Origin of the sequence: Acinetobacter sp. 1294243 (genome assembly GCF_000588015.1) — a bacterium.
GTDB lineage: Bacteria > Pseudomonadota > Gammaproteobacteria > Pseudomonadales > Moraxellaceae > Acinetobacter > Acinetobacter pittii.
In genome coordinates this window covers 28,688-51,973 of record NZ_JFXG01000007.1, presented here as the reverse complement: position 1 = coordinate 51,973, position 23,286 = coordinate 28,688, and the positions used below count along the sequence as shown (strand labels likewise).

Here is a 23,286-nt window from a genome sequence, read left to right as displayed (position 1 = left end):
AATCCATATACGTTTACAAACGCATAAAATCGTTAAATAAAGCTAAAAGCATCATACTACCGAGCAGTACCATACCAATTTTTAGACCAAACATTTGTATTTGTTCAGAAACAGGCTTACCACGAATAGCCTCAATAATGTAATAAACGAGATGTCCACCATCTAGCATTGGAATTGGTAATAAATTTAAAATTCCAAGACTTACACTCATTAAAGCCATAAATGAGATGAAAGTCTGCCATCCCATTTCTGCACTTTGTCCCGCTACTTTCGCGATTGTAATTGGTCCAGAAAGATTCTCTAAACCAATTAAACCCTTAACCATTTTTACTATCGAACTCAATATCATGCTAGAGATTTGGCCAGTCTTATCTAGCGACATCTGGAAAGCTTGTATTGGAGTATATTGAATTGTTTGCTTATATTCGTCAGGAATTGTAATTTTTCCTGCATCACTTTTTACGCCTAAGACACCGCTCACTTGCCCCATATTGTCACGCTTTCCTTGAGGCATGACTTGCAAATGAACGAGTTGACCATTACGCAACACATCAATACTTAGTAATTTTTCTGGTGAATGTTGCACAACTTCCACAACATCAAACCAATCTTTCATTACTTGACCATTAATTGAAACAATACGATCACCGACTTTCATTCCTTGACGAATTGCTGCCCCATCTGCAGTCAACTCCGTTACAACAGCAGGAATAACGGGACGATAGGGTAAAAAACCTAATACATCTAAAGCTGATTCATTTTGGTTTTTTAAAAAATCTTTAATGGGTAAAACAATATTTTTCTCAGTACCTGCACGATCTACATCGATATTCAAGCTACCAGTTTCACCTACACGATCAATCAAAGCAAAGTTAAGTTTTTCCCAAGTTTGCGTTTCCTTTCCGTCAACAGCAATAATCTTGTCACCTACTTGTAGTTGAGCTGTTGCAGCTGGCGAGTTGGGTATAACTTTACCCACTCTTGTATTTAGTTGTTCCTGTGCTGGTAAAAATAAAATCCAGAAAAGTAAAACAGCAAAAATCAAATTAATTAAAGGCCCAGCCGCAACAATTGCTATACGCTTCCATGGTTTTTGACGGTTAAATGCATAAGGTAAATCTTGCTCTGCAACATTACCTTCGCGCTCATCGAGCATTTTTACATAACCACCTAGAGGCAAAGCTGAAAGTTGGTACTTAATTCCAGATTTTTTTGATGTCCATTTAAGTAATGTCGGACCAAAACCAATAGAATAAACTAGAACTTTAACACCAAGTTTTCGTGCCACCCAATAATGACCGAACTCATGAATTGCAATTAATGGACCGAGCAAGAGAGCGGCTGCTGCAATCATAAATAATGCACTCATTTCAGCCTCCTATACTTGATATATACTGCTGTGCTACATGTCGTGCTACTTCATCTTTATTCAAAATAGACTCGATATTATCAGCAACTGAGTTTTCCAATTTTTGCAAAGTATGCTCTACCACTTGTGGGATATTTGTAAATCCAATCTGTTGGTTTAAAAATGCAGCAACGGCAACCTCATTTGCAGCATTTAAAATAGTAGGTGCTAGCCCTCCTGCACGCATTGCCTGACGGGCTAAATCAAGTGCTGGAAATTTCTGGATATCCGGTGCTTGAAAATTAAGCTGAGAATACTCAAATAAATCTAAAGCAGGAACACTAGTCTGTAAACGTTCTGGCCATGCTAATGCATGGGCAATCGGTGTACACATGTCTGGATTACCCATTTGCGCCAATGTTGAACCATCAACATATTGCACCATAGAATGAATAATACTTTGTGGATGAACAACAACTGTAACAAAATGTTCAGATATTGAAAACAAATGACATGCCTCGATCAACTCTAACCCTTTATTCATAAGAGTAGCTGAGTCAACTGAGATTTTCTGTCCCATAGACCAGTTGGGATGCTTACAAGCCTGTGCAGGAGTAACTTTTTCTAACTGTTCTAACGAATGGTTTAAAAATGGTCCACCTGAAGCGGTCAATAAGATTCTTGATACACCCTGTTGCGGTTGTCCATTTCTTTCAGCCTCTAAATAATTATGAGGTAATGATTGAAAAATAGCATTGTGTTCTGAATCTACTGGTAATAATAATGCCTGATGATCACGTGCTGCATGCATCATGATTTCACCAGACATGACTAAAGCTTCTTTATTAGCAAGCAATACGCGTTTACCAGCTTTTACAGCCGCTAATGTTGGTAATAAACCAGCTGCTCCAACAATTGCAGCCATAACTACATCAACATCTGGATGAGATGCGATACTTACCAGCCCTTCCTGATCAGTCAAAATTTCAATATTTTGTAATTCATTTTTTGCAAATAAAGCTGCTAATTCGTCAACTTTTTGCTTTGGAACAACTACAACTTTTGGTTGGAATTGTTTACATATATCAACCAATTCAGAAATTCGACTATGAGCTGAAATTGCAAATACTGAATACTTATCAGGATGTTGATTTAAAATTTTTAAGGTACTTTGCCCAATGGAACCGGTTACACCCAATATGCAAACAGATTGTGTCATTTATAAATCTACACCAATAAGTTTTAATATATACATTCCCGTTGCAAAGATCGGGGCTGCAGCAAGTAAAGAATCAATACGATCTAAAACACCACCATGACCAGGTAGTACACGTCCAGAATCTTTAATACCAGCACGACGTTTAATCATCGACTCAAATAAATCACCTAAAACTGAACCGAATACTGTAATCAGCGACAAGATAAGAAACAGGATTTGCTGAATTAAAGTTAAATTTAGATACTGATATTGCACAACCAACATTACCAGTATGGTCGTGATAATACCACCATACAAGCCTTCTACTGATTTGTTCGGACTTACGGTTGGCGCTAGTTTTCTTTTACCAAATTTACGGCCAACAAAGTAAGCACCACTATCTGCACCCCACACAAGCAAGAACAGATACATTAACCACCAAGGCGAACTTTGCCAGACAACAAAAATTGAAGTTACCGCAGCACAAACTAAAATAATGCCAATTACATATAGAGTAGCGTTATACCACCCATCAAATTCAGGAAAAGATTTGACCCAATAAACGCTTACAAGCCAAGTCAAAATTGAAGCTGACCACAACAGTAATGCAATATCATGGAAAAATAGAGCAACGCCTGAAACGAATGCAACAAGCAGACCGTAGCACCAAGCTTTTGGCTTTACAGCATTTACAGCTTCATGGGGCATTAATTTATACCATTCATACCCCGCAACCCCTGCTGCTACAATCATAAGAACCAACATTGGATAATGTGATTGCGTAGCAAACATACAGCCTAAAACAACTGCGACAAGTACCAATGCGGTAACAATCCGCTCTAACATTATAAGTTCTCTATTTTCTCTTGCTGAATTTGTTCAGATGTTTTGCCAAAACGACGTTCACGCCCTGAAAAAACATTCAATGCATGATCGAATTCTTGTACTGTAAATTCTGGCCATAAAGTATCAGTAAAATACAGCTCCGCATATGCTGCTTGCCATAACAAGAAATTAGATATGCGATAATCTCCACCTGTACGGATCAATAAGTCCACAGCTGGCAGATCGTTTAGACTGACATATTTTTCGAACAAATCAACATTTATTTGATCAGCACCAAATTCACCACGGGAAACCGCTTCAGCAACTTGTTTTGCTGCATTTGCAATATCCCACATCCCACCATAGCTCACAGCAATAGTTAAGGTCATAGTGTTATGGTGTGCTGTCTGTTGCTCTGCATCTTCCATTAAGGCAACTAGGTGTGACGGTAATCTGGAACGATCACCTATGAAACGCAAAGCAATATTAAATTTCTTCATGCGAGGTATTTGCTCATGAATAGTTTCTTCAAGAAGCTTCATAAGCAGATCGACTTCAAATTGTGGTCGATTCCAGTTTTCGCTTGAAAATGCAAAAACCGTTAAAGCACGAATACCTGTTTTTTTACAATGTTCAACGATAGGATCAAGAACATTTTTACCCTCTCGATGTCCATCACCTTTTTGCATTTGATTTTTTTTTGCAAAGCGGTTGTTGCCATCCATGATGATGGCAACATGCTTAGGAAGATGATACTCTTCTGAATCGGTCATAAAATTTAGACCTTCATCAATTCTGCTTCTTTCGCTGCAAGACGCTTGTCTACTTCTGCAACATATTTGTCAGTGATTTTCTGGATATCATCACCTGCACGGCGCTCATCATCTTCTGAGATTTCTTTCTCTTTTAATAATGCTTTGATATCACCTAATACATCACGACGAATATTACGAATTGCAACTTTTGCATTTTCAGCTTCGCTACGCGCAATTTTTTGCATATCACGACGTGTTTCTTCAGTTAATGCAGGTAAAGGTACACGAATTGCATCCGCTGTAATTGGGTTTAAACCAAGATCACTCTCACGAATTGCCTTATCAATAGCTGAAACCATTGTACGTTCAAATGGCTGAACAAGAAGTGTACGAGAATCTTCAACACCAATGTTTGCCACTTGATTTAAAGGCACATCAGAACCGTAGTAAGGAACCATTACCCCATTTAAGATTGATGGGTGTGCACGGCCGGTACGAACTTTAGCAAACCCTAGTTCCAAAGACTCAAGAGTTTTTAACATACGTTGTTCGCTGTCTTTTTTCAGATCGTTAATCATATGATCTACCTTACTTATTTATTCAAGGATGTTTTAACAAATTTAATTTAGCGCTAGTATAAAGAGCTTTCGTCAACACGTACATTATTTAGTAACGCGTGTACCTTCTTTTTCGCCCATGACTACTGACAATAGCGCGCCTGATTTATTCATATCAAAAACTTGTAATGGCACATTATGGTCACGACATAAACAAATAGCTGTCAAATCCATAACACCAAGTTTTTCGTCCAATACCTGATCAAAGGTTAAATGATCATATTTAACCGCATCTTCGTATTTACTTGGATCTTTATTATATACGCCATCTACTTTGGTCGCTTTTAGAATTAAATTTGCTTCAATTTCAATTCCGCGTAAGCAAGCTGCCGTATCAGTCGTAAAGAATGGATTTCCTGTACCAGCAACAAAAACACAAACTTCACCCTGACTCAAGTGACGGATAGCATCACGACTTGAATAAGACTCTACTACTGTACCAATTGGTAATGCAGACATAAGGCGAGTTCTGATATTACGGCGAACCAATGCATCACGCATAGCCAAGCCATTCATTACAGTTGCAAGCATACCCATTTGATCCCCTGTTACACGACCAACCAAGCCATCCTTTTGCAACTGACTACCACGATACAAGTTACCGCCACCAACAACGATACCCACTTGCACACCTAAGCCAACTAAGTGAGCAATTGAAAGGGACATTTGATCAAGAACTTGGGCATCAATACCCATGTCTTTGTTACCTGATAATGCTTCACCAGATAGTTTTAATAAAATGCGTGAATAACGGGGGCTAATTGTTTCCGCCATGAGTTTGCTCCAAAACCTCTTAAACTGAATGCTTTTTTGAATCGTTATCGATTAAACCGACTTAATTTTAATTAACTTTGCAAATAAGTCGTATTCATCCGCATCGGTGATTTCGACTTCCAACATATCGCCTGGTTGAATAGTGCTCTTATCGATATCTTCTACAAAGACATTACCGTCAATTTCCGGAGCATCGGCATAAGAACGTGCAACAGCAACAGGATATTCATCTTCCAAACTATCGACTAATACAGTCATCGTTTGACCAATACGTTTTTGCAACTTAGCAGCAGAAATTTGTTGCTGCACTTGCATAAAGCGCTCGTAACGCTCTTGCTTAATTTCTTCAGGCACATGATCGGGTAAATCATTTGCCGTAGCGCCTTCTACTGGTGAGTAGGTAAAGCAGCCAACACGATCAAGTTCAGCTTCAACTAACCAATCGAGCAATATTTGAAAATCTTCTTCAGTTTCGCCTGGGAAACCCACTACAAATGTAGAGCGAATCACAAGATCTGGGCATTTTTCACGCCACAATTTAATTTTTTCGAGTGTATTTTCACTGTGAGCCGGACGCTTCATTAACTTAAGAATACGCGGGCTTGCATGTTGGAATGGAATATCAAGATATGGCAGAATTTTACCTTGTGCCATTAAGTCAATAACCGCATCAACATGTGGGTATGGATAAACATAATGTAAGCGCACCCAGATACCAAGTTGGCCTAGTGCTTCACACATATCAAAGAATTTTGTTTTAACAGGCTGGCCATTCCAGAAATCAAGTTTGTACTTGGTATCTACACCATAAGCTGATGTATCTTGGGAAATAACCAAGATTTCTTTAACACCTGCTCTTTTAAGCGCAGCGGCTTCTTCCAGTACACTTCCAACTGGACGCGATACTAGATCGCCACGCATACTTGGGATAATACAGAAGGTACAACGGTGGTTACATCCTTCAGATATTTTTAAATAGGCATAATGTTTTGGTGTTAAGCGAATTCCTTGTTCAGGAACCAAATCAACAAACGGGTTGTGTTTAGGTGGTGCTGGGACATATTCATGTACAGCTTCCATTACATCTTGATAAGCTGCTGCACCAGTAACCTTTAAAACATTTGGATGCATTTGACGAATTTTGTCTTCGTCTTTACCTAAGCATCCAGTAACGATTACTCGACCATTTTCACTCATGGCCTCGCCAATTGCATCTAGCGACTCTTGTACCGCAGATTCGATAAAACCACAGGTATTAACAACAACTAAATCAGCACCATCATAATCTGATGCAACTTGATAACCTTCAGTCTTTAACTGAGTTAAAATTCGTTCAGAATCTACCAATGCCTTAGGACAACCTAAAGAAACAAAACCGACTTTGGGGGTCTTCATGAATCTGCGCTCCACTTGAATGCGCGTATTGTATGTCTTTTCTTGTCTCAAGCATAGGTGGAAAGCCTACTCTTTGTGTAATGCACCAAAATACGACCAACATTTGCACCAAAACTCACCTTTGCACCAAGTTGGATCATGTTATTATCTATATTCAAGCCATCAGTTTTGATCAACCGATATAAAGACCGATTTCAGCGCGTTTTTAAATACTTTAAAACTTTAAAATAACCCATAAACAAAGTTGGCGTATATTTTGCATCGTTCATGTTCTATAACGGTGAAAATCCGATAACCAATGAAGATGCCATTGCGCTATTTTAAGACAGGAACGATTCGCTAATGGATCAACACAACCCTATCGACTATCGCCTATTGGTAGACAACTTAACTACTGCGATTTTATTGATCGATAGTAACTTGAATATTTTTTACTTAAATTCTGCCTGCGAAGCACTATTTGACATTAGTTTGCTTCGAGCTTCAGGACAGCCGGTTTTGAACTTACTTCATGCACCAGATGATACTTTTAATACACATGAAGCGTTATTAAACACTATAAAAACCGGTCAACCCTATACTCGTCGAGAAGCTGTTATTAATGTCAACTTTAAAGACCTTCATGTTGATTACACAGTGTCTCAATTAAATGCAGGTAAAAGTTATCATCCATTACTCTTGATTGAGCTCAACCCGATTGATCGTATGTTAAAGATTTCTAAAGAAGAAAATCTGGTACAACAACATCAGGTCGCTAGACAGCTTGTACGTGGCGTTGCGCACGAAATAAAAAACCCACTTGCAGGTATTCGTGGTGCAACTCAATTACTCGCTCGCAGTTTAAACGATAAGAGTTATGCTGAATTTACAGATGTCATTATTAATGAAGTAGATCGTTTAACGAACTTAGCAGATACCATGTTGGGGTCTAGACAACTCCCAAGTTATGAAAATGTTAACGTACACGAGCCTTTGGAGCGAGTGCGTTCACTTATCGCCAACCAGACAAAGAAGAAAATTAAAATTATACGGGATTATGATTTGTCTTTACCCGATGTCAATGCCGATCGTGATCAGTTAATACAGGTCATGCTCAACATTAGTGTAAACGCAATTCAAGCTATAACAGAAAACAAAGCATTTTTTATAGATCACGAACCAGAGTTAATTCTACGTACACGTATACAACGTCTTGTCACGATTAACGGTGTACTAAATCGATCTACAGTGCGAGTCGATATAGAGGACAATGGACCAGGCATTCCTGAAAGTATTTTGGAGTCAGTATTCTATCCATTGGTTACTGGACGAGCAAAAGGTACTGGGCTTGGCCTGAGTATTGCACAGAATATTATGCATCAACATAACGGAATGATTGAATGCCAATCTGTTCCTGGAAAAACAATTTTTAGCTTATATTTACCTTGGGAGTCAGACCGTGTCGCGAAATAAAATATGGGTTATTGATGATGATCGCGCCATGCGATGGGTATTGGAAAAGACCTTTAAAGAAGAGGGTTTTGATGTTACCAATTTTGAAGAAGCTCAAACTGCGCTTGAACGTTTGCACCATGATGCTCCCGATGTCATCTTAACTGACATCCGCATGCCTGGAATTGATGGTTTAACTTTTTTATCTAAAGTCAAAAACACTCATCCAGATTTACCTGTCATTATTATGACAGCACATTCTGACTTAGAGTCTGCTGTATCAAGCTATCAAACAGGCGCGTTTGAATATTTACCAAAGCCTTTTGATATTGATGAAGCTTTAGCTTTAGTCAATCGTGCGATCCTGCATATTAATAAACTACAACAGCAAGAAGCTACAAAAACAGCCTCACCTCTTCAATCAACAGAAATTATTGGTGAATCTCCGGCAATGCAGGAGGTTTTCCGTGCTATCGGCCGTTTATCGCAATCTCATATTACTGTTTTAATTAATGGTGAATCGGGTACGGGTAAAGAATTAGTTGCTCATGCTTTACACAAGCACTCCCCACGCCGTGCCAAGCCTTTTATTGCTTTAAATATGGCGGCAATTCCAAAAGACTTAATTGAAACCGAGTTATTTGGTCATGAAAAAGGTGCTTTCACAGGCGCGAATACTCAGCATCAAGGCCGCTTTGAACAGGCAAATGGCGGGACATTGTTCCTTGATGAAATTGGTGATATGCCATTTGAAACTCAGACTCGATTGCTTCGCGTACTCGCTGACGGTGAGTTCTATCGTGTAGGTGGACACATTCCAGTTAAAGTAGATGTTCGAATTGTGGCGGCAACACATCAAGATTTAGAAAAGCTAGTAAATGAAGGTCGCTTCCGTGAAGACTTATATCACCGCTTAAATGTGATTCGTATTCACATTCCTAAGCTTGCCCACCGTAGTGAAGATATTCCAATGCTTGCGCAGCATTTCCTTGCGCGTGCAGGTAAAGAGCTTGGCGTAAGTCCAAAAATCCTACGCACTGAAACAACGGACTACATGCAACAGTTACCATGGCCGGGTAACGTACGACAACTTGAAAATACTTGCCGCTGGCTAACTGTAATGATTACTGGCCGCGAAGTTTATCCAGAAGATTTACCTTCTGAGCTCAAACAAGTTCCATTGCAAAAGAATAGTGAATCTAGTCAACCGGGACCTTCTTTTGAGCGTATTTCTCTACATCATTGGGATGAACTACTAAATCAATGGGCTATTCAAAAGCTTAAAAATGGTGAAATGAAAATTTTGGATATTGCCACACCAATGTTTGAACGCACGTTGATTAACGCAGCCTTGCAACAAACACGTGGACGCAAACGTCACGCAGCGGAATTATTAGGTTGGGGTCGCAACACCTTAACACGCAAGTTAAAGGAACTTGGAATGGATTCTGCAGATGATGACGAAGAAGATGAGCACAAGGTTACTCAAACTGAAGCCTAGAAATCTCATTATTTAACTTCAAAGCGGTTAAGTCATTCTTAGCCGCTTTGTTTTTCAATCAGATTTTTCTTTAAAATATAATGCAAACATAAGGTTACATCATCAAACCCTTCCACAACCAACTCTAAGCTTATATTTTGTATTAGTTTATTTTTTGAATTAGCCACTTACTGTTCAGCATATGATCTAAAAAAATGGTTATGACCATCACTAAAGATAGTTTTGCTATACTAGATAAGCAAAGTCAGTTGTTGTTATTAAATTTTATGCATGATGCAGTCCTGGATTCACATCACCTTGCATGTGAGAAACCTCAAACACGCCGCGGTATTGAACGTCGTTTAGCTCTATTGTTAAGCGCGACCGAGCTGTTCCTAGAGAAAGGATATGATGCTGTATCTCTCGATGATATTGTTAATCATGCAGGTGGCTCTAAGGCTTCTATTTATAAATATTTTGGCAATAAAGAAGGACTTTTTACGGCTATATGTGATCATAAACGTGAAATGTTTTTTAAAGATATTTGCATTCCATTCCAACCAGAGAAAAGCACTTTAAGAGAATATCTGATTCAAACACTTAATCGTGTATATATTCATATTATTCAGCCCGAACATGTTGCATTTTTAAGACTTATTATTGAACAGACCGAATGTAACACTGTCCTCATACAATACTTATATGACAAATGGGTACATAATTTACAAAATACACTTACTCAAGCATTAGAGTTTGCGGATAAATCAGGCGAAATTACCTGTAATTCTCCGTATTATTCTTCACTCATGTATTTTGGGATTTTACGAGATATTGAATGGCGTATGATTATGGGTATGCCAGCTCTTCCAGATGAGAAAGAAGCTTTTGATTATATTGAATATTGTGTAGATATTTTCTTAAAAGGCCATCATAAAGTCTAATTCTTTTGCATTTTAAAATGCTTATAGTATAGTAGACTTCTTTTTTCCCACATCCACCCAGCCAACAACAGATAATTGTTGTATTTCAAAACAATTATTATGGAGTAGCTACATGGCTCTAAGACATTTCCTGACTTTACGTGATCTATCCACTCTAGAACTTAATCGCATTTTAGAACGCGCAAGCGAGCTTAAAAAAATGCAACATGACAATAAGGTCTACCAGCCTTTTGTTGGTAAAGTATTGGGAATGATTTTTGAGAAATCAAGTACGCGTACACGTATCTCTTTTGAAGCAGGTATTAACCAATTTGGCGGTAGTGCGATTTTTTTATCGCCTCGTGACACACAATTAGGCCGTGGTGAACCAATCGAAGATTCTGCACGTGTAATTTCAAGTATGCTTGATATTGTGATGATTCGTACTTTCGGTCATGACATTGTTGAACGCTTTGCATCTTATTCAAAAGTTCCTGTAATTAACGGCTTAACTGATGATCATCATCCATGCCAGTTACTTGCTGACTTACAAACTTATATTGAACACCGCGGCAGCATTGAAGGCAAAACTGTTGCTTGGATTGGTGATGGTAATAATATGTGTAATTCATATATTGAAGCTGCACACATGATGGGTTTCAAACTCAAAATTGCATCGCCAAAAGGATATGAACCTAAACCTGAATTTTTAGCCGAGTTTGGTCATTGCGTTGAGCTTTATGATAATGCGGAAGATGCAGCAGTAAATGCTGACCTTATTGTGACTGATGTATGGGCAAGCATGGGCCAAGAAGAAGAGCAAAAACTTCGTGAAAAAGCATTTGCTGATTTTCAGGTTAACGAAAAATTAATGAGCCTTGCTCACCCAGATTGTTTATTCATGCACTGCTTACCTGCTCATCGCGGCGAAGAAATTTCTGAAACCATGCTCGATTATAAAAATGCAGTCGTATGGGATGAAGCAGAAAACCGTCTCCATGCTCAAAAAGCTTTAGTCGAATTTTTATTGAATGAAAATCTAAAAAAAGCTTAAATTTTGAGTTAAAAAAACAGCATCTTAATGATGCTGTTTTTTATTTTATAAGACTTGTACTCTTCCAGTTAATTATTTTTAAAAATTTGATAACGTTGCCGAATATATAAGCAGGCTGTATTTCAACTATTCTCTAGAATCGTGTATAACATTCTACACAATAAGCTAAGCCTACTCTTGTAGAGTGCGATCATGACAACCCTTGAACAATCATTATCTCAAATTTCCGCATTTTCGATTATTCATGAACATTTATTTAGCTCGGCCCAGCCTTCTGCTGAACAACTAAAATTGATTAAAGAGTTTGGTTGTAGCACAGTCATTAACCTTGCTTTAACTAATGCTTCAAATCATCTTGAAAATGAAGACCGCATTTGTTTAGACCTAGGTTTAAATTATATTCATATTCCAATTGATTGGGAGATGCCTTCTGCTGAGCAGTGCTTATTAGTTTTAGATTTGATTGATCATTTAGTGCAAAATGAAATTATCTGGATACATTGCGCCAAAAATAAACGCGTAAGTTGCCTTATGTATGTCTATAGACAGTTTTATATGAATATGGATATGCCGACTTCTCAGGATTTATTGCACGAAATTTGGGAACCTAATGAGACTTGGACTGGACTCATTCATAGTATTACCTTACAGCTACAAGGCCGTAAGGCAACTTTAGAACTTCAACAGTCTTTGCAGCAGGCCGATCACTTGGTGTGATGAGAGACTAAAACAGTCGCTGTAGCCAAAATTCCTTCTTGACGACCGGTAAACCCAAGTTTTTCGGTTGTCGTTGCTTTAATACTAATTTGATTAATATCTACATTTAGAACGTCAGCAATGCTTTGACGCATTTCAAGATTATGCTTAGCTAATTTTGGACGCTCGCAAGCCACCGTAATATCGGCATTATTTAACTGATAACCACGGTCTAAGATTAATTGATAAACATGCTTTAACAATACTCGGCTATCTGCGCCTTTGTATTCTGGGTCAGTATCAGGAAAATGTTGTCCAATATCTCCAAGCGCTAAAGCACCTAATAAAGCATCACATAGCGCATGAAGTACAACGTCACCATCCGAGTGCGCTTTTAAACCATGTGTATGTGGAATTTAAATCCCCGCCAATGTAACGAAGTTCCCCTCTTCAAAGGCATGTACATCCATTCCTTGTCCAATACGAATCTGAGCAACCATATAAATTATTACCTTCCATAAAAACTTAAGAAATCTTGTATTCAGCCATTCTGTTTCGCTATAGTACACCTAGCAAAGTAGACTGAAAGTATAAGCGATCATGCTGTCTAATACTGATATGAATCAATTGAAAAGATTAAGTTTTGTCGTGACACTGAGTTGTTTATGTTCACCTCTTGTCTTTGCAGAATCAATAGACTGTTCCAATACTGGAGCTGAGCTTAAAATCTGTTCAAAAACATTTAGTGAATCGAGAAAGCAACTCAATAATAAATATCTTTCTGCATATTTAGTTACTGATGCCCCCTTACAGCTTTTACAGGATACGCAAAAGTTATGGTCTAAACATACTCAGCAATGCAAGAGTAATACATGTATTCAACAACAGTTTGATTTACGTACTGATGACTTAAATTTTTATGCTTCACTTAAGCAAACGCTTACCCAGCATTATCTTAAGTTTGAAAATGGACATATAGCAGCTCAGCCTGTACACATTCAAGTCCATCAGCTCGCGAAAGATAAAATTAAGATTGAAGGGATAGCATACCGCAATCCAAATAACCGCAAAGAAACTCAAACGATCTCATTGATGGCCTATAGTTCACCTGAACAAAAAAGTGAAATTTTAGACAATGAGCACAACTGTAAATATCAGTTTAATTTTCAAAAAGCTTTACTTAATGTGAAAACCCAGCAAAAAGGCTGTGAACGTTTTAGCGGAATCTACCGCTTATATGACTAACGCTTAAAAATAAAAGCCAGTGTTTGAACACTGGCTTTTTACTTTCTACGCTGGATATTTTTGCGCAATATCCTGACCGACTAAAACTGCGGTTGCCGCAGACAAAGTCCAACCTAAATGCCCATGCCCTGTATTATAAAAAACACGAGGTTGTTTAGATTGCTTAACAACAGGCAGCATATTCGGCATCATTGGTCTTAACCCTGCCCAAGGCACCACATGCTCAGTTGAAATATCAAAGTTACGATTAACCCAATTCACTAATGGTTGAATACGATCAGCCCGTATGTCGCGGTTATAGCCATTAAACTCAGCAGTCCCTGCCACACGCAGTCGATCTTTACCTAAACGAGAAGTCACAATTTTTGCACTTTCATCTAGTAAACTCACCCAAGGAGCATTCTTTACGCTGTGCTCATCTTTTAATTGCACGGTAATTGAATAACCTTTTACTGGATACACATTTACTCGCTCACCAATCATATCGGCAAGTTGATAGCTCCCTACACCACCACAAACAACAAGTACATCACCTTCAAGCTGAATGTTATCGGACTCAACCAGATAAGGATGCTCAGCACTTGGTTGACAAGTTACAACTACTTTGTCTGCGCTGCACTTAATATCCATAACTTCTAGGCCGAACTTATATTGAACTCCATATTCTTTAGTCTTCTCAGCCAAAGAGGTTGAATATTTATGAATATCACCCGTCGCATCACTTGGTGTGTAATAGCCACCGAAATAGTCACCCGTCAAAGATGGTTCTATTGTTTTCATTTCATCAGGTGAAACCGAATAGCGTTCCAATGTACCTTTGTTCAATACGTTATTAACTTGTTTAGCAATCTCGTAGTCAGCCTTACTGTGATACATATGGAGGATTCCACGTTTCTCCAAATCAAACTCAAGCTGCTCTTTTTCAGCAACTTCAAACAAACGCTTACGAGCGAGCAATGCCAAACGGACCGTCTCAATCGTATTCGCTTCATAGTTTTTAATATGTGATAGAAATTCAACTAGCCAACTATACTTATGCAAACTAAATGAAGGGTTCAACAATAGAGGAGCATCTTTTTGTCTCATCCATTTAAAGCCTTTAATCACGGTGGCTTTTTGGTTCCATACTTCGGCGTTACAGGCCGATAACTGCCCTCCATTGGCAAATGATGTTTCCATTGCAGGATATAAATGTCGATCAATCACTGTGACTTGATAACCCAGTTGCGATAATTCATAAGCAGAGGTAACCCCTGTGATTCCCGCACCTATCACAATAACATGTGGCATAACAGACTCCTCAGAAATGCAAGAACATTTCATCAGTACAGCCCATCTGTCATTGGTACCTGAGAGTTTCGACCCCAACGTTACCTTTTAACGTTTAGATCTTCCCCTTCGGTGAGTTTATAATTTATAAGTTATTGTTTTCCATTCTTATAAATCTAAGCTTCTCTCCAGATTTTTTAATTATTACAGTCCTTTTGCCTGAGAGTTTCCGGGCTTGTTGCTCCTTCGGCGGGTTCTTAAAGAACCTCTCTCCCGCAATAATTTTGTATTTATATAAGCAATGTATCTGCCACATTGAAAAAAACGCATTCTTTTCTTGTAAACTTTTGTATAAGCAATCTTAAAATTATAAGGCACTGATTTAATTAGAAAATAAAAAAGGTGAATTTTTATAAATTCACCTTTTACACTTAAATTAGAGTTTTCCGTCGAGCACTTGGTCTGAAACCGTACCCTTCCATTGCTCACGCAAGGTTGGTAAGTAGAATTTCTCACCAATAGTGACCAGTTCAGCATCAATCAATGCATGAACTTCGTGCATAAAAATATAATCCAAAGCAACCAAAGAAAGCTGATGATTTTTTTGCGCTGTTTTCTTACGTTTTACCTGTGCTTGTTTCACTAGCTCATTTGCAAAGTTTTTATCTTTATAAGCAGTAATTGCATTTAAACGAAGCTCAATAACACCCCATCCCGCTAATAGTTTTTTAAAAACTTCAAAATCTTTTGAGGTTGATTCCCACGTTACGTTTTCTAGATCATTATCTTCAGGTAAAACTGGTAATAATAAATCCGCTGTACTTGGGAAAATCTTTTTAAGATTTAACAGAAACTTAACCGGCTGATCACTAGGATAATCATTAAATTGCACATGTTGTTGGGTATCTGTCAAATAAATAGAGAGCATTCAAAAATCCTTAACTAAGCAGCTGTTTTTAATAATTTTATCTCTAACTTTGCGAAATAAATGCAAAACAAAAAACAATATAAAAACAGGACAAGGTGGGCATTTTAACAATTATGACGGCTTATTCAACGCCAATTCGCCATTAATTAGTGAAAGTTTCAGCCTTTGTGATAAAAAGCTCTCCGAAGAGAGCTTAACTTTAAATAGAACATCAAAAATCCGTTGTAATTCTTGGTTTCGATTAACCTTGATATTGATCAACTTTATAATTTGGCTGATCTACAAGCAGTTCAATAAAAGTCGGAATAGATGTAGTGTTAAGCAGATAAGGATTAAATTCATCAACATGATGATGATGAAAGAACTCTTTTATTTTCGTGTTAATGGGAGCAAATTTCATACTCCAATGTTTAAATAACCGTTGTTCGGATGGTTCTGAAAAGATGATTTCACAGTTCTGGTGTCTCGAATCTTTCAAAATTAATTTATAAAATAGCGATTCGACCTGTTCTTTCTCACCTTCTAAATACTGCAAGAAGTATCCATTACCATAGTAAAGCACTCCTGTAATATCATTATGTGAGTTGAATTTGACAGCTTCTGTGAGAATATCAATTAAATCTTGTTTTATTTGACTATGTTCACTATTGGTTTTACTTGCATACATAAAGCCTATTAAACTCATAGCGATACTCGAAGATAGATTTTAATGTCCATTCTCTCATCTACCCCCTCTTCTTACAATGTAAGCTATTTAAAACCTTGTATTTCAAAAGTAAAGATTATTTTCTTTTTGAAAATGACAAACTTTAACAACCCGAAATCTTTTGTAAATTAATGCCAACCTAACAAGTTAATTAGACACTATTAATTTTAGTACAATTGAAAATTATCTTTAATGTATGGATGTCTAATGGAGAATCATGAAATTATTCTTCAAGACGAACATCATAAACAGTTTAAGATTATTAAAGTCCAAGATGTTCGTTTTGATAAGAATACGCTTAACAATAGCTATCAATGGTTATGGATATTTGATCATAGTTCAGAGTTTTTTCCATTTGAGTTATGGGATCAGCTTGATCATGCAACCATTCACCAAAAGATCAAACTCGACAATCAAGTTTTCAGGATTATTAAGATTCTGACGAAGAAAACGAAAGTTAGGCCCTCCTGAAACATAAGTCCTCAAGTAACTATTTTTTAAGTTATTTAAAGCTCTCTAACTTGCTCCTAAATTCTTTTCACTTAACCATATGGAAATCACTGATGCCAGCGACTTAGGTTGTTCAATCGGAATCATATGGCCCGTATTTTCAATTATCTCAAGCTTTGCATGTGGCAATTGATCTAATAATTCTATGGCTTCTTCCTTGGAGCGGAGCTGGTCCTCAGCACCAGAAATGATTAAAGTTGGACATGTGATTTTACTCATATCATAAGAGCTTCTATCTAACATAGATTGTTTAACGAATTCTTCATAACCTAAAGCTTTCCCCATCTCTTGGATTCTTTTTACAAGAGTACGACTCTGCACATTTGATGGATGAAGTGTTTTTTCAATCGATATTGAGCTTAGCCCATGGAAATTTTTCCCAGAGTTAAGTTTAATCGCCGTTAACTTTTGACTCTTCTGCTCTTCTGTATCTGAGCGTAGTGAAGACGCTATTAAAATAAGTGCCTTAACTTTTTCAGGAAATTGCTCCACTATAGATCTAGCGATATATCCTCCAAGTGAGAAACCAATCAGTACAAAGCTTTCTGGCGCATGTTCAACAATATTTTGGGCAATTTCCCTTATGGTTCGCCCTTGTTTTAAAGTAGCTCGAGATATACTCCACTCTTTAGGCATTTCATCTATGAGTTCATTCCAGAGAGATTCATCAAGCATATAACCAGGAATTAAAACAACTGAAATTGGCTTTTGATTCATAAGTTTTTTAATACCTTACTTGTAAATTATAGCTAACAGCATTTTATGCTAATAAAAAATCTATAATTAGAATATTGAAGTAAAAAATAAAATCACTATATAAATTAAACAGAAATAACTGTGGAAGCACGCCAGACTAAAACATTCCCTTTTTATGCTTGAAGGAGATACACATGAAAGTTAGAGCATCACGTACGTATTCCGCTTCAGCAAATAATTATTTTATTTCTAAGGAATATGATTGTACTGTTATTCCTGTAAAAGGAATGTGTTTTATAGACTCTGGTTTAACTGAGAGTGGAGTGATTGAACCAGTAGAGATTATTGAAGTGACTATAGAACCAGAATCTAACTCGTATCATGTTCTTTTAGCACGCGATATACATGAGTACGAAAAAGAAGAGCTAAAAAAGAAGTTTGAAGCTATGAAATCTCATGGTTGGGAATACATAGACGGCTTACTTTGATATTTTCCAATTTCAAGATACAAGCTAAATCCTTCCACCCCAAAAGAGCCCTCATTTGAGGGCTTTTATATAAACATTCATGTGTACACTCTTATTAATGATTTATCTGTACAAACAGATAACCGAATGCACAGCATATTGTATGCTTAAAGATTTTAAACATATTTAGCTAAGAAGTTTATTCACATTCTTTTCAATTAATTTTTTGCTTTGGTTATTAAGTATATAAAAGTATCCAATCAATCCAAAGAATATGACTGCATAAATTATGACAATCCAAATATATTTAAACATGTTATCGAACAACATATGATTTAAGACATCTACATCAATATTGATACCAAAGTTATGTACATATCGACTTAAGAATAATGCAATACAATAAATCAATATTGGAACCGCAAGAACTCCTGTCCAAATATTGATTTTATTTTTCTTAACTTCTAGTTTTTCAAAATCATCTTCTCCAAAATATTTTTCAACTTCAATAACTTGTTTATTCAAATCATCTTTTAACGATATAGGTAATCTGTTGTCCTTAATATGATATTGAACATTTTTTAAGATTTCTGCACTTTCTAGTGCTTCACCTAAAATTGTTAAATTTCCCATAGAAAAACCAGAATGTAATTATTAAAACCATGGATTTTAAGGTAAATTTTGTGATTAAAAGCACTTTTTAACACAAAAGTAATAAATTGAGCTGAGTTAAAAAATATTTAAAAGAAATACGATAAGCCGAAAATCTTCCAAAGATTACTAAACATAGCTTCCTCTGACTATGTTTCTCAATTTTTTAAACACTATGAGAACGACTGAACTTTTATCCTGAACTATAAGATTATCAAAAGCCAAGTTTTCATAGGAGTTAAGTATTCGAATTATTAAAATAAAAAGGCACTTTCGAAATAGCTCCAAAGTGCCTTTCTATTGATTGAGATTCTAAAAATATCTTTATTTTTAGATAGATTACTTACTATTTGGAGAAACCATCTTTTCAGGTTTAACTACTTCGTCAAATTGCTCTGCTGTGACCAAACCAAGCTCAACAGCAACCTGCTTCAACGTTTTATTTTCTTTATAAGCAGTCTTTGCAACTTTTGCAGAATTTTCATAGCCGATTACTGGATTTAAAGCTGTAACTAGCATCAGAGAATTATGCAAGAAGTGATCAATCTTATCGCGATTAGGCTCAATTCCCACCGCGCAGTGATCATTAAAGCTATTACATGCATCACCAAGTAACTGAATAGATTGTAATAAGTTATAAGCAATCACTGGCATAAAGACGTTTAATTCGAAGTTACCTGAAGCACCTGCTACGTTAATGGTCGTATCATTTCCAAGCACTTGTGCAACAACCATGGTCATTGCTTCACTTTGTGTTGGGTTTACTTTCCCAGGCATAATGCTTGAACCAGGCTCATTTTCTGGAATACGGATTTCACCAAAACCACAACGAGGTCCACTTGCCAGCCAACGAATATCATTCGCAATTTTGTTTAAGCTTACAGCCAAAGTTTTTAATGCACCTGATGCAAAAACAGCGGCGTCCCGTCCTGCTAGAGCTTCAAATTTATTGGGTGCAGTTACAAAAGGTAAACCTGTAAGTAGTGCAAGCTGAGCTGCTGCTTTTACTGCATAGTCAGGATGTGCATTTAATCCTGTACCTACCGCTGTGCCACCTAATGGCAACTCATATAAACCACTCAAAGCTTGCTGTAGTCGAACCAATCCATGCTCAAGCTGTGATACATAGCCACTAAATTCTTGACCTAAGGTTAATGGAGTAGCATCTTGCAAATGGGTACGGCCAATTTTAACAATATCCTGAAACTCATCTGACTTTTTTTGCAAAGTCGCTTTGAGCTGCTCTACAGCAGGGATGAGTAATTCATTAATTTGCAAACTAGCTGCCACGTGAATGGCCGTTGGAAAGGAGTCGTTTGTTGATTGAGCACGATTAACGTGATCATTTGGATGTACTGGTTTTTGGGCACCTAAGGCTTGCCCTAATTTCTGGTTTGCAATATTGGCAATCACTTCATTGCAGTTCATGTTACTTTGCGTACCAGAACCTGTTTGCCAGACAACTAAAGGAAATTGGGAATCCCACTTGCCATCAATTACCTCTTCAGCAGCACCCACAATATATTGACTCAAATCTTGTGGTAGTTGTTCAAGTTCAGCATTGGTTATTGCAGCAGCCTTTTTTACCAAACCCATCGCTCGAATCATGGCACGGGGTAATCGTTCCTGCCCGATTTTAAAGTTCTGTAAGCTGCGTTGAGTCTGTGCCCCCCACAATGCTTCATTTGGAACTTCAATCTCACCCATAGTGTCATGTTCAATTCGTGTTTGCATAGAAACCTCGGTTATCTCAATAAAGAACTCACGGGCTGAAGCAAGTGTTTGCTCTGGCTAGTTAATTTTGAATATCGTACTCAAGCATACCAGCATTGTAAATAAGAATCATTATCTTATCTTCCATTTAAAGTATTTTGATAGAAGCGCCATTCATCTTCAATCATTTGTTTTAATGGGCGTTTCGGTGTCCATTGCAATAAGGTTTTTGCTTTCTCAATATTAGCGCCAACTTGATCTAACTCGACATGTTTATAAATTGCTGATTGTGTAGGAACTTCAGCTTGAGTGACTTGTGAAATTTCATCGAGTAATTGACGAATTGAATGAACTTGGTCATGTGCAATATTAAAAGCTTCACAACAATGCGTTTGTTCACGCAGCCAATGTAAGCTCGCAATGACAGCTTCACATAAATCTAAAACATGTAAAAAACTACGTTCAGTCGTATGATCTGACGTTTCAGCTTGATCTTGTAATTCAATTAAATCACGTTGCATTGCTGCGACTTGCATCGCAAGCGGAACAATATTTTTAGGGAGCTGAGCGACATACTCTCCGAGTACCCCATGTTCAAATGCACCTACGATATTAGACAATCGTAAGATCGTAATTTTCCACTCATGGTCAATTTTATAAGTATCACGGATAATTTCTTCAATCATCTGTTGAGACTTAATGTAGGGATTAGGATAAGCATAATTAAATTCTTCTGTCTCACTCAATTGCAAGCCAGATTTCCCATAAGCTGCAAGGCTAGACAGATGAATGAAGTGACGAACACCCGTACGTTGCATGGCACGAAGCAAGCTCATGATACAACTAACATTATCATTATAATATTCAAGAGGTTTAAGGTTAGATTCTTCAATTGATTTGAATCCGGCAGTATGAATAACTGCATCAATTGAATATTGCTCAAACACCTTATTTAGCGCTGGTGTATTACGTACATCAAGTTTGACAAATGGAACATACATACCAGAAATAAACTCTAGTCGCTCCAAAGTTTGCAAGGTTGAATTAGCCAAATTATCGACGATTACCACCTCTTGCCCTTGAGCCATTAGACTCAACGCAATGTGTGAACCGATAAAGCCTAAACCACCTGTCACTAAAATCATTGTATACTTACCTTTCTCTTAATGTATCTACGCCCATTTAGACGTATGACCATAGTGAATTCTCAATGAGTACATTACTACTAATTACCTCTGCTCCTACTTCCATTCATGCTTGGCATGCGTTAGGACTTGCTCAGGCACTCAAAAGTAAAAATGAAGACTTCCGTGTATTCTTTTACCAAGATGGCGTGCAGGTTGCTAATGATTTTCAATGGGTTCCTGACGACCAGCGTAATTTAACGCATGAATGGCAAAAGCTTGCAATTCGTCTTCCTGTTTGTGTGAGTGCTGCCCTCGCTCGTGGTATTACAGATGCAGAAAATGCCAGTCGTCATCACCTTACTCATCACAACCTTGCCAAAGACTTTGAACTTGTCGGGTTAGGTGAACTTGCTGATGCAGTACAGTCAGCATCTCGTCTTATTCAATTTTAAGTTACTTTGTTTGCTTAGATTGTTGCTTTTAAAAGGTATATTGTGTGAAATCTGTACTCGTCATTTTAAGCCAAGCCAATTTAACCAGTCTTCAAATCAATGAAAGCCTTTCTGCTACTATGGTTTTAGCAACCTTTGGCTCACCAGTCAAAGTATTATTGAAAGATGCAGCTCTTAGTCTTTTGCAAAATGATTTGAGCTTTGATCAGTTTCGTCAGGCTTTCAAAGTGGCCTCAAATATGGTCGAAAGTTTTGAGTTCTACGACTTGAGTCCTATTCTGATTGAATGTAAAAATCAGCAGCATCCTCTTGTACAAAAAACCGAACAAGAAATTGAATTCGTTCAGTTGAATGCTGAGTTTATTCAATCTTTTGATCATGTTCTATATTGGTAGATAAAGGTGTAAGTTTAATGAATCCGTCAACACTTTATCTTGTGCAATCTTCTTACCATGCTACACCTAAGATTATTGATGAATTACGCAATCTTTTTCAGGTAGGTGACCAAATTGTTTTTATGGGTGATGCAACTGCACACCTTTCTGCTGAAATGATTCAACCATTTGAATCTGTTTCATGTTTAAGCATCGAAAAAGATTTAATCGATACAGATACTTTAGCTCAGATGAAGGTATTAGATTACGATCAATTTGCTGATCTGGTTTTAACGTTTAATCGCTGTATTTCTCTTAAATAATATATTTAGGCTGGTTTCATGAATTTAGAATTAGACCAAGATGGTCATTTGGTTGATTACACAATCTGGAATCCTGAAGTTGCGCAAGAACTTGCCCAATCGCTTGATCTTGAACTCACCGATTGGCATTTTGAAGTTTTAGCAGCTGTACGTCAGTTTTATCAACAGTTTGGACATTCTCCAGCAACTCGCCCGCTGATTAAATTTTTAATGAAAACGGTTAGTCCAGAGATTAATAATGCTGTTTTACAGCAACAATTTAATACTGGTTTAGTGGCACGTCATTTAAGTCGTTTAGCAGGAATCCCTAAACCAGCAAATTGTTTATAAAA

General features: G+C 37.3%; 26 protein-coding genes, 1 pseudogene and 1 riboswitch. Of the genes and pseudogenes, 12 read left to right on the top strand and 15 right to left on the bottom strand.

Annotation, left to right across the window (positions count from 1 at the left end; all coding sequences use genetic code 11):
- Positions 1-13: 13 nt before the first annotated feature.
- The 7 genes from rseP to rimO all read right to left on the bottom strand — a co-directional run bounded on the left by rseP (position 14) and on the right by rimO (position 6,912).
- Positions 14-1,369, bottom strand: coding sequence for an RIP metalloprotease RseP (rseP, locus tag J655_RS14190; protein WP_017480963.1), 1,356 nt, complete (start codon positions 1,367-1,369; stop codon positions 14-16).
- A 1-nt stretch (position 1,370) separates the two neighbouring features.
- Positions 1,371-2,567: a 1-deoxy-D-xylulose-5-phosphate reductoisomerase gene (gene ispC, locus J655_RS14185; protein WP_032052542.1), complete on the bottom strand. Its 1,197-nt coding sequence runs from the start codon at positions 2,565-2,567 to the stop codon at positions 1,371-1,373.
- Entirely contained in the window at positions 2,568-3,392 is an 825-nt protein-coding gene (locus tag J655_RS14180; RefSeq protein ID WP_032006898.1) for a phosphatidate cytidylyltransferase, read from the bottom strand. It abuts the gene before it with no gap.
- Positions 3,392-4,144, bottom strand: a complete 753-nt coding sequence (gene uppS / locus J655_RS14175) for a polyprenyl diphosphate synthase (protein WP_002115643.1) — start codon at positions 4,142-4,144, stop codon at positions 3,392-3,394. The genes J655_RS14180 and uppS overlap by 1 nt, the downstream gene beginning before the upstream one ends.
- Before the next feature lie 5 nt (positions 4,145-4,149).
- Positions 4,150-4,704, bottom strand: a complete 555-nt coding sequence (frr, locus tag J655_RS14170; RefSeq protein ID WP_032006897.1) for a ribosome recycling factor — start codon at positions 4,702-4,704, stop codon at positions 4,150-4,152.
- A gap of 84 nt (positions 4,705-4,788) precedes the next feature.
- Positions 4,789-5,517 (bottom strand): UMP kinase, encoded by a 729-nt coding sequence (gene pyrH, locus J655_RS14165; RefSeq protein ID WP_000852257.1) that lies wholly within the window; start codon positions 5,515-5,517, stop codon positions 4,789-4,791.
- 51 nt (positions 5,518-5,568) lie between these two features.
- Positions 5,569-6,912, bottom strand: a complete 1,344-nt coding sequence (gene rimO / locus J655_RS14160) for a 30S ribosomal protein S12 methylthiotransferase RimO (RefSeq protein WP_002115588.1) — start codon at positions 6,910-6,912, stop codon at positions 5,569-5,571.
- A gap of 342 nt (positions 6,913-7,254) precedes the next feature.
- On the opposite strand from rimO, the gene glnL reads away from it, so the two are divergent.
- From glnL to J655_RS14135, 5 genes are all read left to right on the top strand, one after another.
- Positions 7,255-8,364, top strand: coding sequence for a nitrogen regulation protein NR(II) (gene glnL, locus J655_RS14155; protein ID WP_002115631.1), 1,110 nt, complete (start codon positions 7,255-7,257; stop codon positions 8,362-8,364).
- Positions 8,351-9,844 (top strand): nitrogen regulation protein NR(I), encoded by a 1,494-nt coding sequence (glnG, locus tag J655_RS14150; RefSeq protein WP_032052541.1) that lies wholly within the window; start codon positions 8,351-8,353, stop codon positions 9,842-9,844. Before glnL ends, glnG begins: the two co-directional genes overlap by 14 nt.
- A gap of 266 nt (positions 9,845-10,110) precedes the next feature.
- Positions 10,111-10,764: a TetR/AcrR family transcriptional regulator gene (locus J655_RS14145; RefSeq protein WP_032052540.1), complete on the top strand. Its 654-nt coding sequence runs from the start codon at positions 10,111-10,113 to the stop codon at positions 10,762-10,764.
- 112 nt (positions 10,765-10,876) lie between these two features.
- Entirely contained in the window at positions 10,877-11,797 is a 921-nt protein-coding gene (gene argF / locus J655_RS14140; protein WP_005068890.1) for an ornithine carbamoyltransferase, read from the top strand.
- 192 nt (positions 11,798-11,989) lie between these two features.
- A complete protein-coding gene (locus J655_RS14135; protein ID WP_032052539.1) occupies positions 11,990-12,514 on the top strand; it encodes a protein tyrosine phosphatase family protein in 525 nt (174 codons plus the stop codon).
- Here the strand turns inward: J655_RS14135 and ispF are convergent.
- Positions 12,502-12,993 (bottom strand): annotated as a pseudogene (ispF, locus tag J655_RS0104485) (2-C-methyl-D-erythritol 2,4-cyclodiphosphate synthase). The gene J655_RS14135 and the pseudogene ispF sit on opposite strands and share 13 nt — an antisense overlap.
- A gap of 100 nt (positions 12,994-13,093) precedes the next feature.
- On the opposite strand from ispF, the gene J655_RS14130 reads away from it, so the two are divergent.
- Positions 13,094-13,738 carry a hypothetical protein gene (locus J655_RS14130; protein WP_016140721.1) on the top strand — a complete coding sequence of 215 codons (645 nt, stop codon included), beginning with the start codon at positions 13,094-13,096 and terminating at the stop codon, positions 13,736-13,738.
- Positions 13,739-13,783: 45 nt separating this feature from the next.
- Here the strand turns inward: J655_RS14130 and J655_RS14125 are convergent, their stop codons facing one another.
- The 3 genes from J655_RS14125 to J655_RS14115 form a co-directional block, all read right to left on the bottom strand.
- Complete coding sequence (locus J655_RS14125; protein ID WP_005068883.1) at positions 13,784-15,028, bottom strand: D-amino acid dehydrogenase; 1,245 nt, start codon at positions 15,026-15,028, stop codon at positions 13,784-13,786.
- 176 nt (positions 15,029-15,204) lie between these two features.
- Positions 15,205-15,293: riboswitch (glycine riboswitch) on the bottom strand.
- A gap of 150 nt (positions 15,294-15,443) precedes the next feature.
- Entirely contained in the window at positions 15,444-15,935 is a 492-nt protein-coding gene (locus tag J655_RS14120) for a hypothetical protein (protein WP_032052538.1), read from the bottom strand.
- Positions 15,936-16,176: 241 nt separating this feature from the next.
- Positions 16,177-16,620, bottom strand: a complete 444-nt coding sequence (locus J655_RS14115; RefSeq protein ID WP_017398952.1) for a BLUF domain-containing protein — start codon at positions 16,618-16,620, stop codon at positions 16,177-16,179.
- 228 nt (positions 16,621-16,848) lie between these two features.
- On the opposite strand from J655_RS14115, the gene J655_RS0104475 reads away from it, so the two are divergent.
- Positions 16,849-17,112 carry a hypothetical protein gene (locus tag J655_RS0104475; protein WP_032052537.1) on the top strand — a complete coding sequence of 88 codons (264 nt, stop codon included), beginning with the start codon at positions 16,849-16,851 and terminating at the stop codon, positions 17,110-17,112.
- Between the two features lie 45 nt (positions 17,113-17,157).
- Here the strand turns inward: J655_RS0104475 and J655_RS14110 are convergent, their stop codons facing one another.
- The gene (locus J655_RS14110; RefSeq protein ID WP_032052536.1) at positions 17,158-17,868 is read right to left on the bottom strand and encodes an alpha/beta fold hydrolase; all 711 of its coding nucleotides are present in this window, start codon (positions 17,866-17,868) and stop codon (positions 17,158-17,160) included.
- A gap of 173 nt (positions 17,869-18,041) precedes the next feature.
- Between J655_RS14110 and J655_RS14105 the strand changes: the two genes are divergently transcribed.
- Positions 18,042-18,335: a hypothetical protein gene (locus tag J655_RS14105; RefSeq protein WP_002115649.1), complete on the top strand. Its 294-nt coding sequence runs from the start codon at positions 18,042-18,044 to the stop codon at positions 18,333-18,335.
- Positions 18,336-18,500: 165 nt separating this feature from the next.
- On the opposite strand, the gene J655_RS14100 is transcribed toward J655_RS14105, so the two are convergent.
- The 3 genes from J655_RS14100 to galE all read right to left on the bottom strand — a co-directional run bounded on the left by J655_RS14100 (position 18,501) and on the right by galE (position 21,823).
- Positions 18,501-18,947, bottom strand: coding sequence for a DUF6097 family protein (locus J655_RS14100; RefSeq protein WP_032052535.1), 447 nt, complete (start codon positions 18,945-18,947; stop codon positions 18,501-18,503).
- A 357-nt stretch (positions 18,948-19,304) separates the two neighbouring features.
- Complete coding sequence (gene fumC, locus J655_RS14095; protein WP_005068873.1) at positions 19,305-20,699, bottom strand: class II fumarate hydratase; 1,395 nt, start codon at positions 20,697-20,699, stop codon at positions 19,305-19,307.
- Positions 20,700-20,815: 116 nt separating this feature from the next.
- Complete coding sequence (gene galE / locus J655_RS14090; protein WP_032052534.1) at positions 20,816-21,823, bottom strand: UDP-glucose 4-epimerase GalE; 1,008 nt, start codon at positions 21,821-21,823, stop codon at positions 20,816-20,818.
- A 65-nt stretch (positions 21,824-21,888) separates the two neighbouring features.
- Between galE and tusD the strand changes: the two genes are divergently transcribed.
- Genes tusD through J655_RS14070 form a run of 4 tightly spaced genes read left to right on the top strand, consistent with a single transcriptional unit; the run spans position 21,889 to position 23,284 of the window.
- A complete protein-coding gene (gene tusD / locus J655_RS14085; RefSeq protein ID WP_002115623.1) occupies positions 21,889-22,257 on the top strand; it encodes a sulfurtransferase complex subunit TusD in 369 nt (122 codons plus the stop codon).
- 44 nt (positions 22,258-22,301) lie between these two features.
- Complete coding sequence (locus J655_RS14080; RefSeq protein ID WP_002115699.1) at positions 22,302-22,652, top strand: hypothetical protein; 351 nt, start codon at positions 22,302-22,304, stop codon at positions 22,650-22,652.
- Between the two features lie 17 nt (positions 22,653-22,669).
- Complete coding sequence (locus tag J655_RS14075) at positions 22,670-22,954, top strand: hypothetical protein (protein ID WP_017480953.1); 285 nt, start codon at positions 22,670-22,672, stop codon at positions 22,952-22,954.
- An 18-nt stretch (positions 22,955-22,972) separates the two neighbouring features.
- Complete coding sequence (locus J655_RS14070) at positions 22,973-23,284, top strand: TusE/DsrC/DsvC family sulfur relay protein (protein ID WP_017480952.1); 312 nt, start codon at positions 22,973-22,975, stop codon at positions 23,282-23,284.
- Positions 23,285-23,286 lie beyond the last annotated feature (2 nt).

Excerpts from the sequence above, each read along its gene's own strand:
- J655_RS14115 (WP_017398952.1), bottom strand. The coding sequence starts at position 16,620 with ATGAGTTTAATAGGCTTTATGTATGCAAGTAAAACCAATAGTGAACAT.
- J655_RS14135 (WP_032052539.1), top strand. The coding sequence starts at position 11,990 with ATGACAACCCTTGAACAATCATTATCTCAAATTTCCGCATTTTCGATT.
- tusD (WP_002115623.1), top strand. The coding sequence starts at position 21,889 with ATGAGTACATTACTACTAATTACCTCTGCTCCTACTTCCATTCATGCT.
- J655_RS14075 (WP_017480953.1), top strand. The coding sequence starts at position 22,670 with ATGAATCCGTCAACACTTTATCTTGTGCAATCTTCTTACCATGCTACA.
- J655_RS0104475 (WP_032052537.1), top strand. The coding sequence starts at position 16,849 with ATGGAGAATCATGAAATTATTCTTCAAGACGAACATCATAAACAGTTT.
- frr (WP_032006897.1), bottom strand. The coding sequence starts at position 4,704 with ATGATTAACGATCTGAAAAAAGACAGCGAACAACGTATGTTAAAAACT.
- rseP (WP_017480963.1), bottom strand. The coding sequence starts at position 1,369 with ATGAGTGCATTATTTATGATTGCAGCAGCCGCTCTCTTGCTCGGTCCA.
- ispC (WP_032052542.1), bottom strand. The coding sequence starts at position 2,567 with ATGACACAATCTGTTTGCATATTGGGTGTAACCGGTTCCATTGGGCAA.
- galE (WP_032052534.1), bottom strand. The coding sequence starts at position 21,823 with ATGATTTTAGTGACAGGTGGTTTAGGCTTTATCGGTTCACACATTGCG.
- J655_RS14110 (WP_032052536.1), bottom strand. The coding sequence starts at position 17,868 with ATGAATCAAAAGCCAATTTCAGTTGTTTTAATTCCTGGTTATATGCTT.
- argF (WP_005068890.1), top strand. The coding sequence starts at position 10,877 with ATGGCTCTAAGACATTTCCTGACTTTACGTGATCTATCCACTCTAGAA.
- J655_RS14105 (WP_002115649.1), top strand. The coding sequence starts at position 18,042 with ATGAAAGTTAGAGCATCACGTACGTATTCCGCTTCAGCAAATAATTAT.
- pyrH (WP_000852257.1), bottom strand. The coding sequence starts at position 5,517 with ATGGCGGAAACAATTAGCCCCCGTTATTCACGCATTTTATTAAAACTA.
- J655_RS14100 (WP_032052535.1), bottom strand. The coding sequence starts at position 18,947 with ATGGGAAATTTAACAATTTTAGGTGAAGCACTAGAAAGTGCAGAAATC.
- J655_RS14125 (WP_005068883.1), bottom strand. The coding sequence starts at position 15,028 with ATGCCACATGTTATTGTGATAGGTGCGGGAATCACAGGGGTTACCTCT.
- J655_RS14070 (WP_017480952.1), top strand. The coding sequence starts at position 22,973 with ATGAATTTAGAATTAGACCAAGATGGTCATTTGGTTGATTACACAATC.
- rimO (WP_002115588.1), bottom strand. The coding sequence starts at position 6,912 with ATGAAGACCCCCAAAGTCGGTTTTGTTTCTTTAGGTTGTCCTAAGGCA.
- uppS (WP_002115643.1), bottom strand. The coding sequence starts at position 4,144 with ATGACCGATTCAGAAGAGTATCATCTTCCTAAGCATGTTGCCATCATC.
- J655_RS14145 (WP_032052540.1), top strand. The coding sequence starts at position 10,111 with ATGCATGATGCAGTCCTGGATTCACATCACCTTGCATGTGAGAAACCT.
- J655_RS14180 (WP_032006898.1), bottom strand. The coding sequence starts at position 3,392 with ATGTTAGAGCGGATTGTTACCGCATTGGTACTTGTCGCAGTTGTTTTA.
- J655_RS14130 (WP_016140721.1), top strand. The coding sequence starts at position 13,094 with ATGCTGTCTAATACTGATATGAATCAATTGAAAAGATTAAGTTTTGTC.
- fumC (WP_005068873.1), bottom strand. The coding sequence starts at position 20,699 with ATGCAAACACGAATTGAACATGACACTATGGGTGAGATTGAAGTTCCA.
- J655_RS14120 (WP_032052538.1), bottom strand. The coding sequence starts at position 15,935 with ATGCTCTCTATTTATTTGACAGATACCCAACAACATGTGCAATTTAAT.
- glnL (WP_002115631.1), top strand. The coding sequence starts at position 7,255 with ATGGATCAACACAACCCTATCGACTATCGCCTATTGGTAGACAACTTA.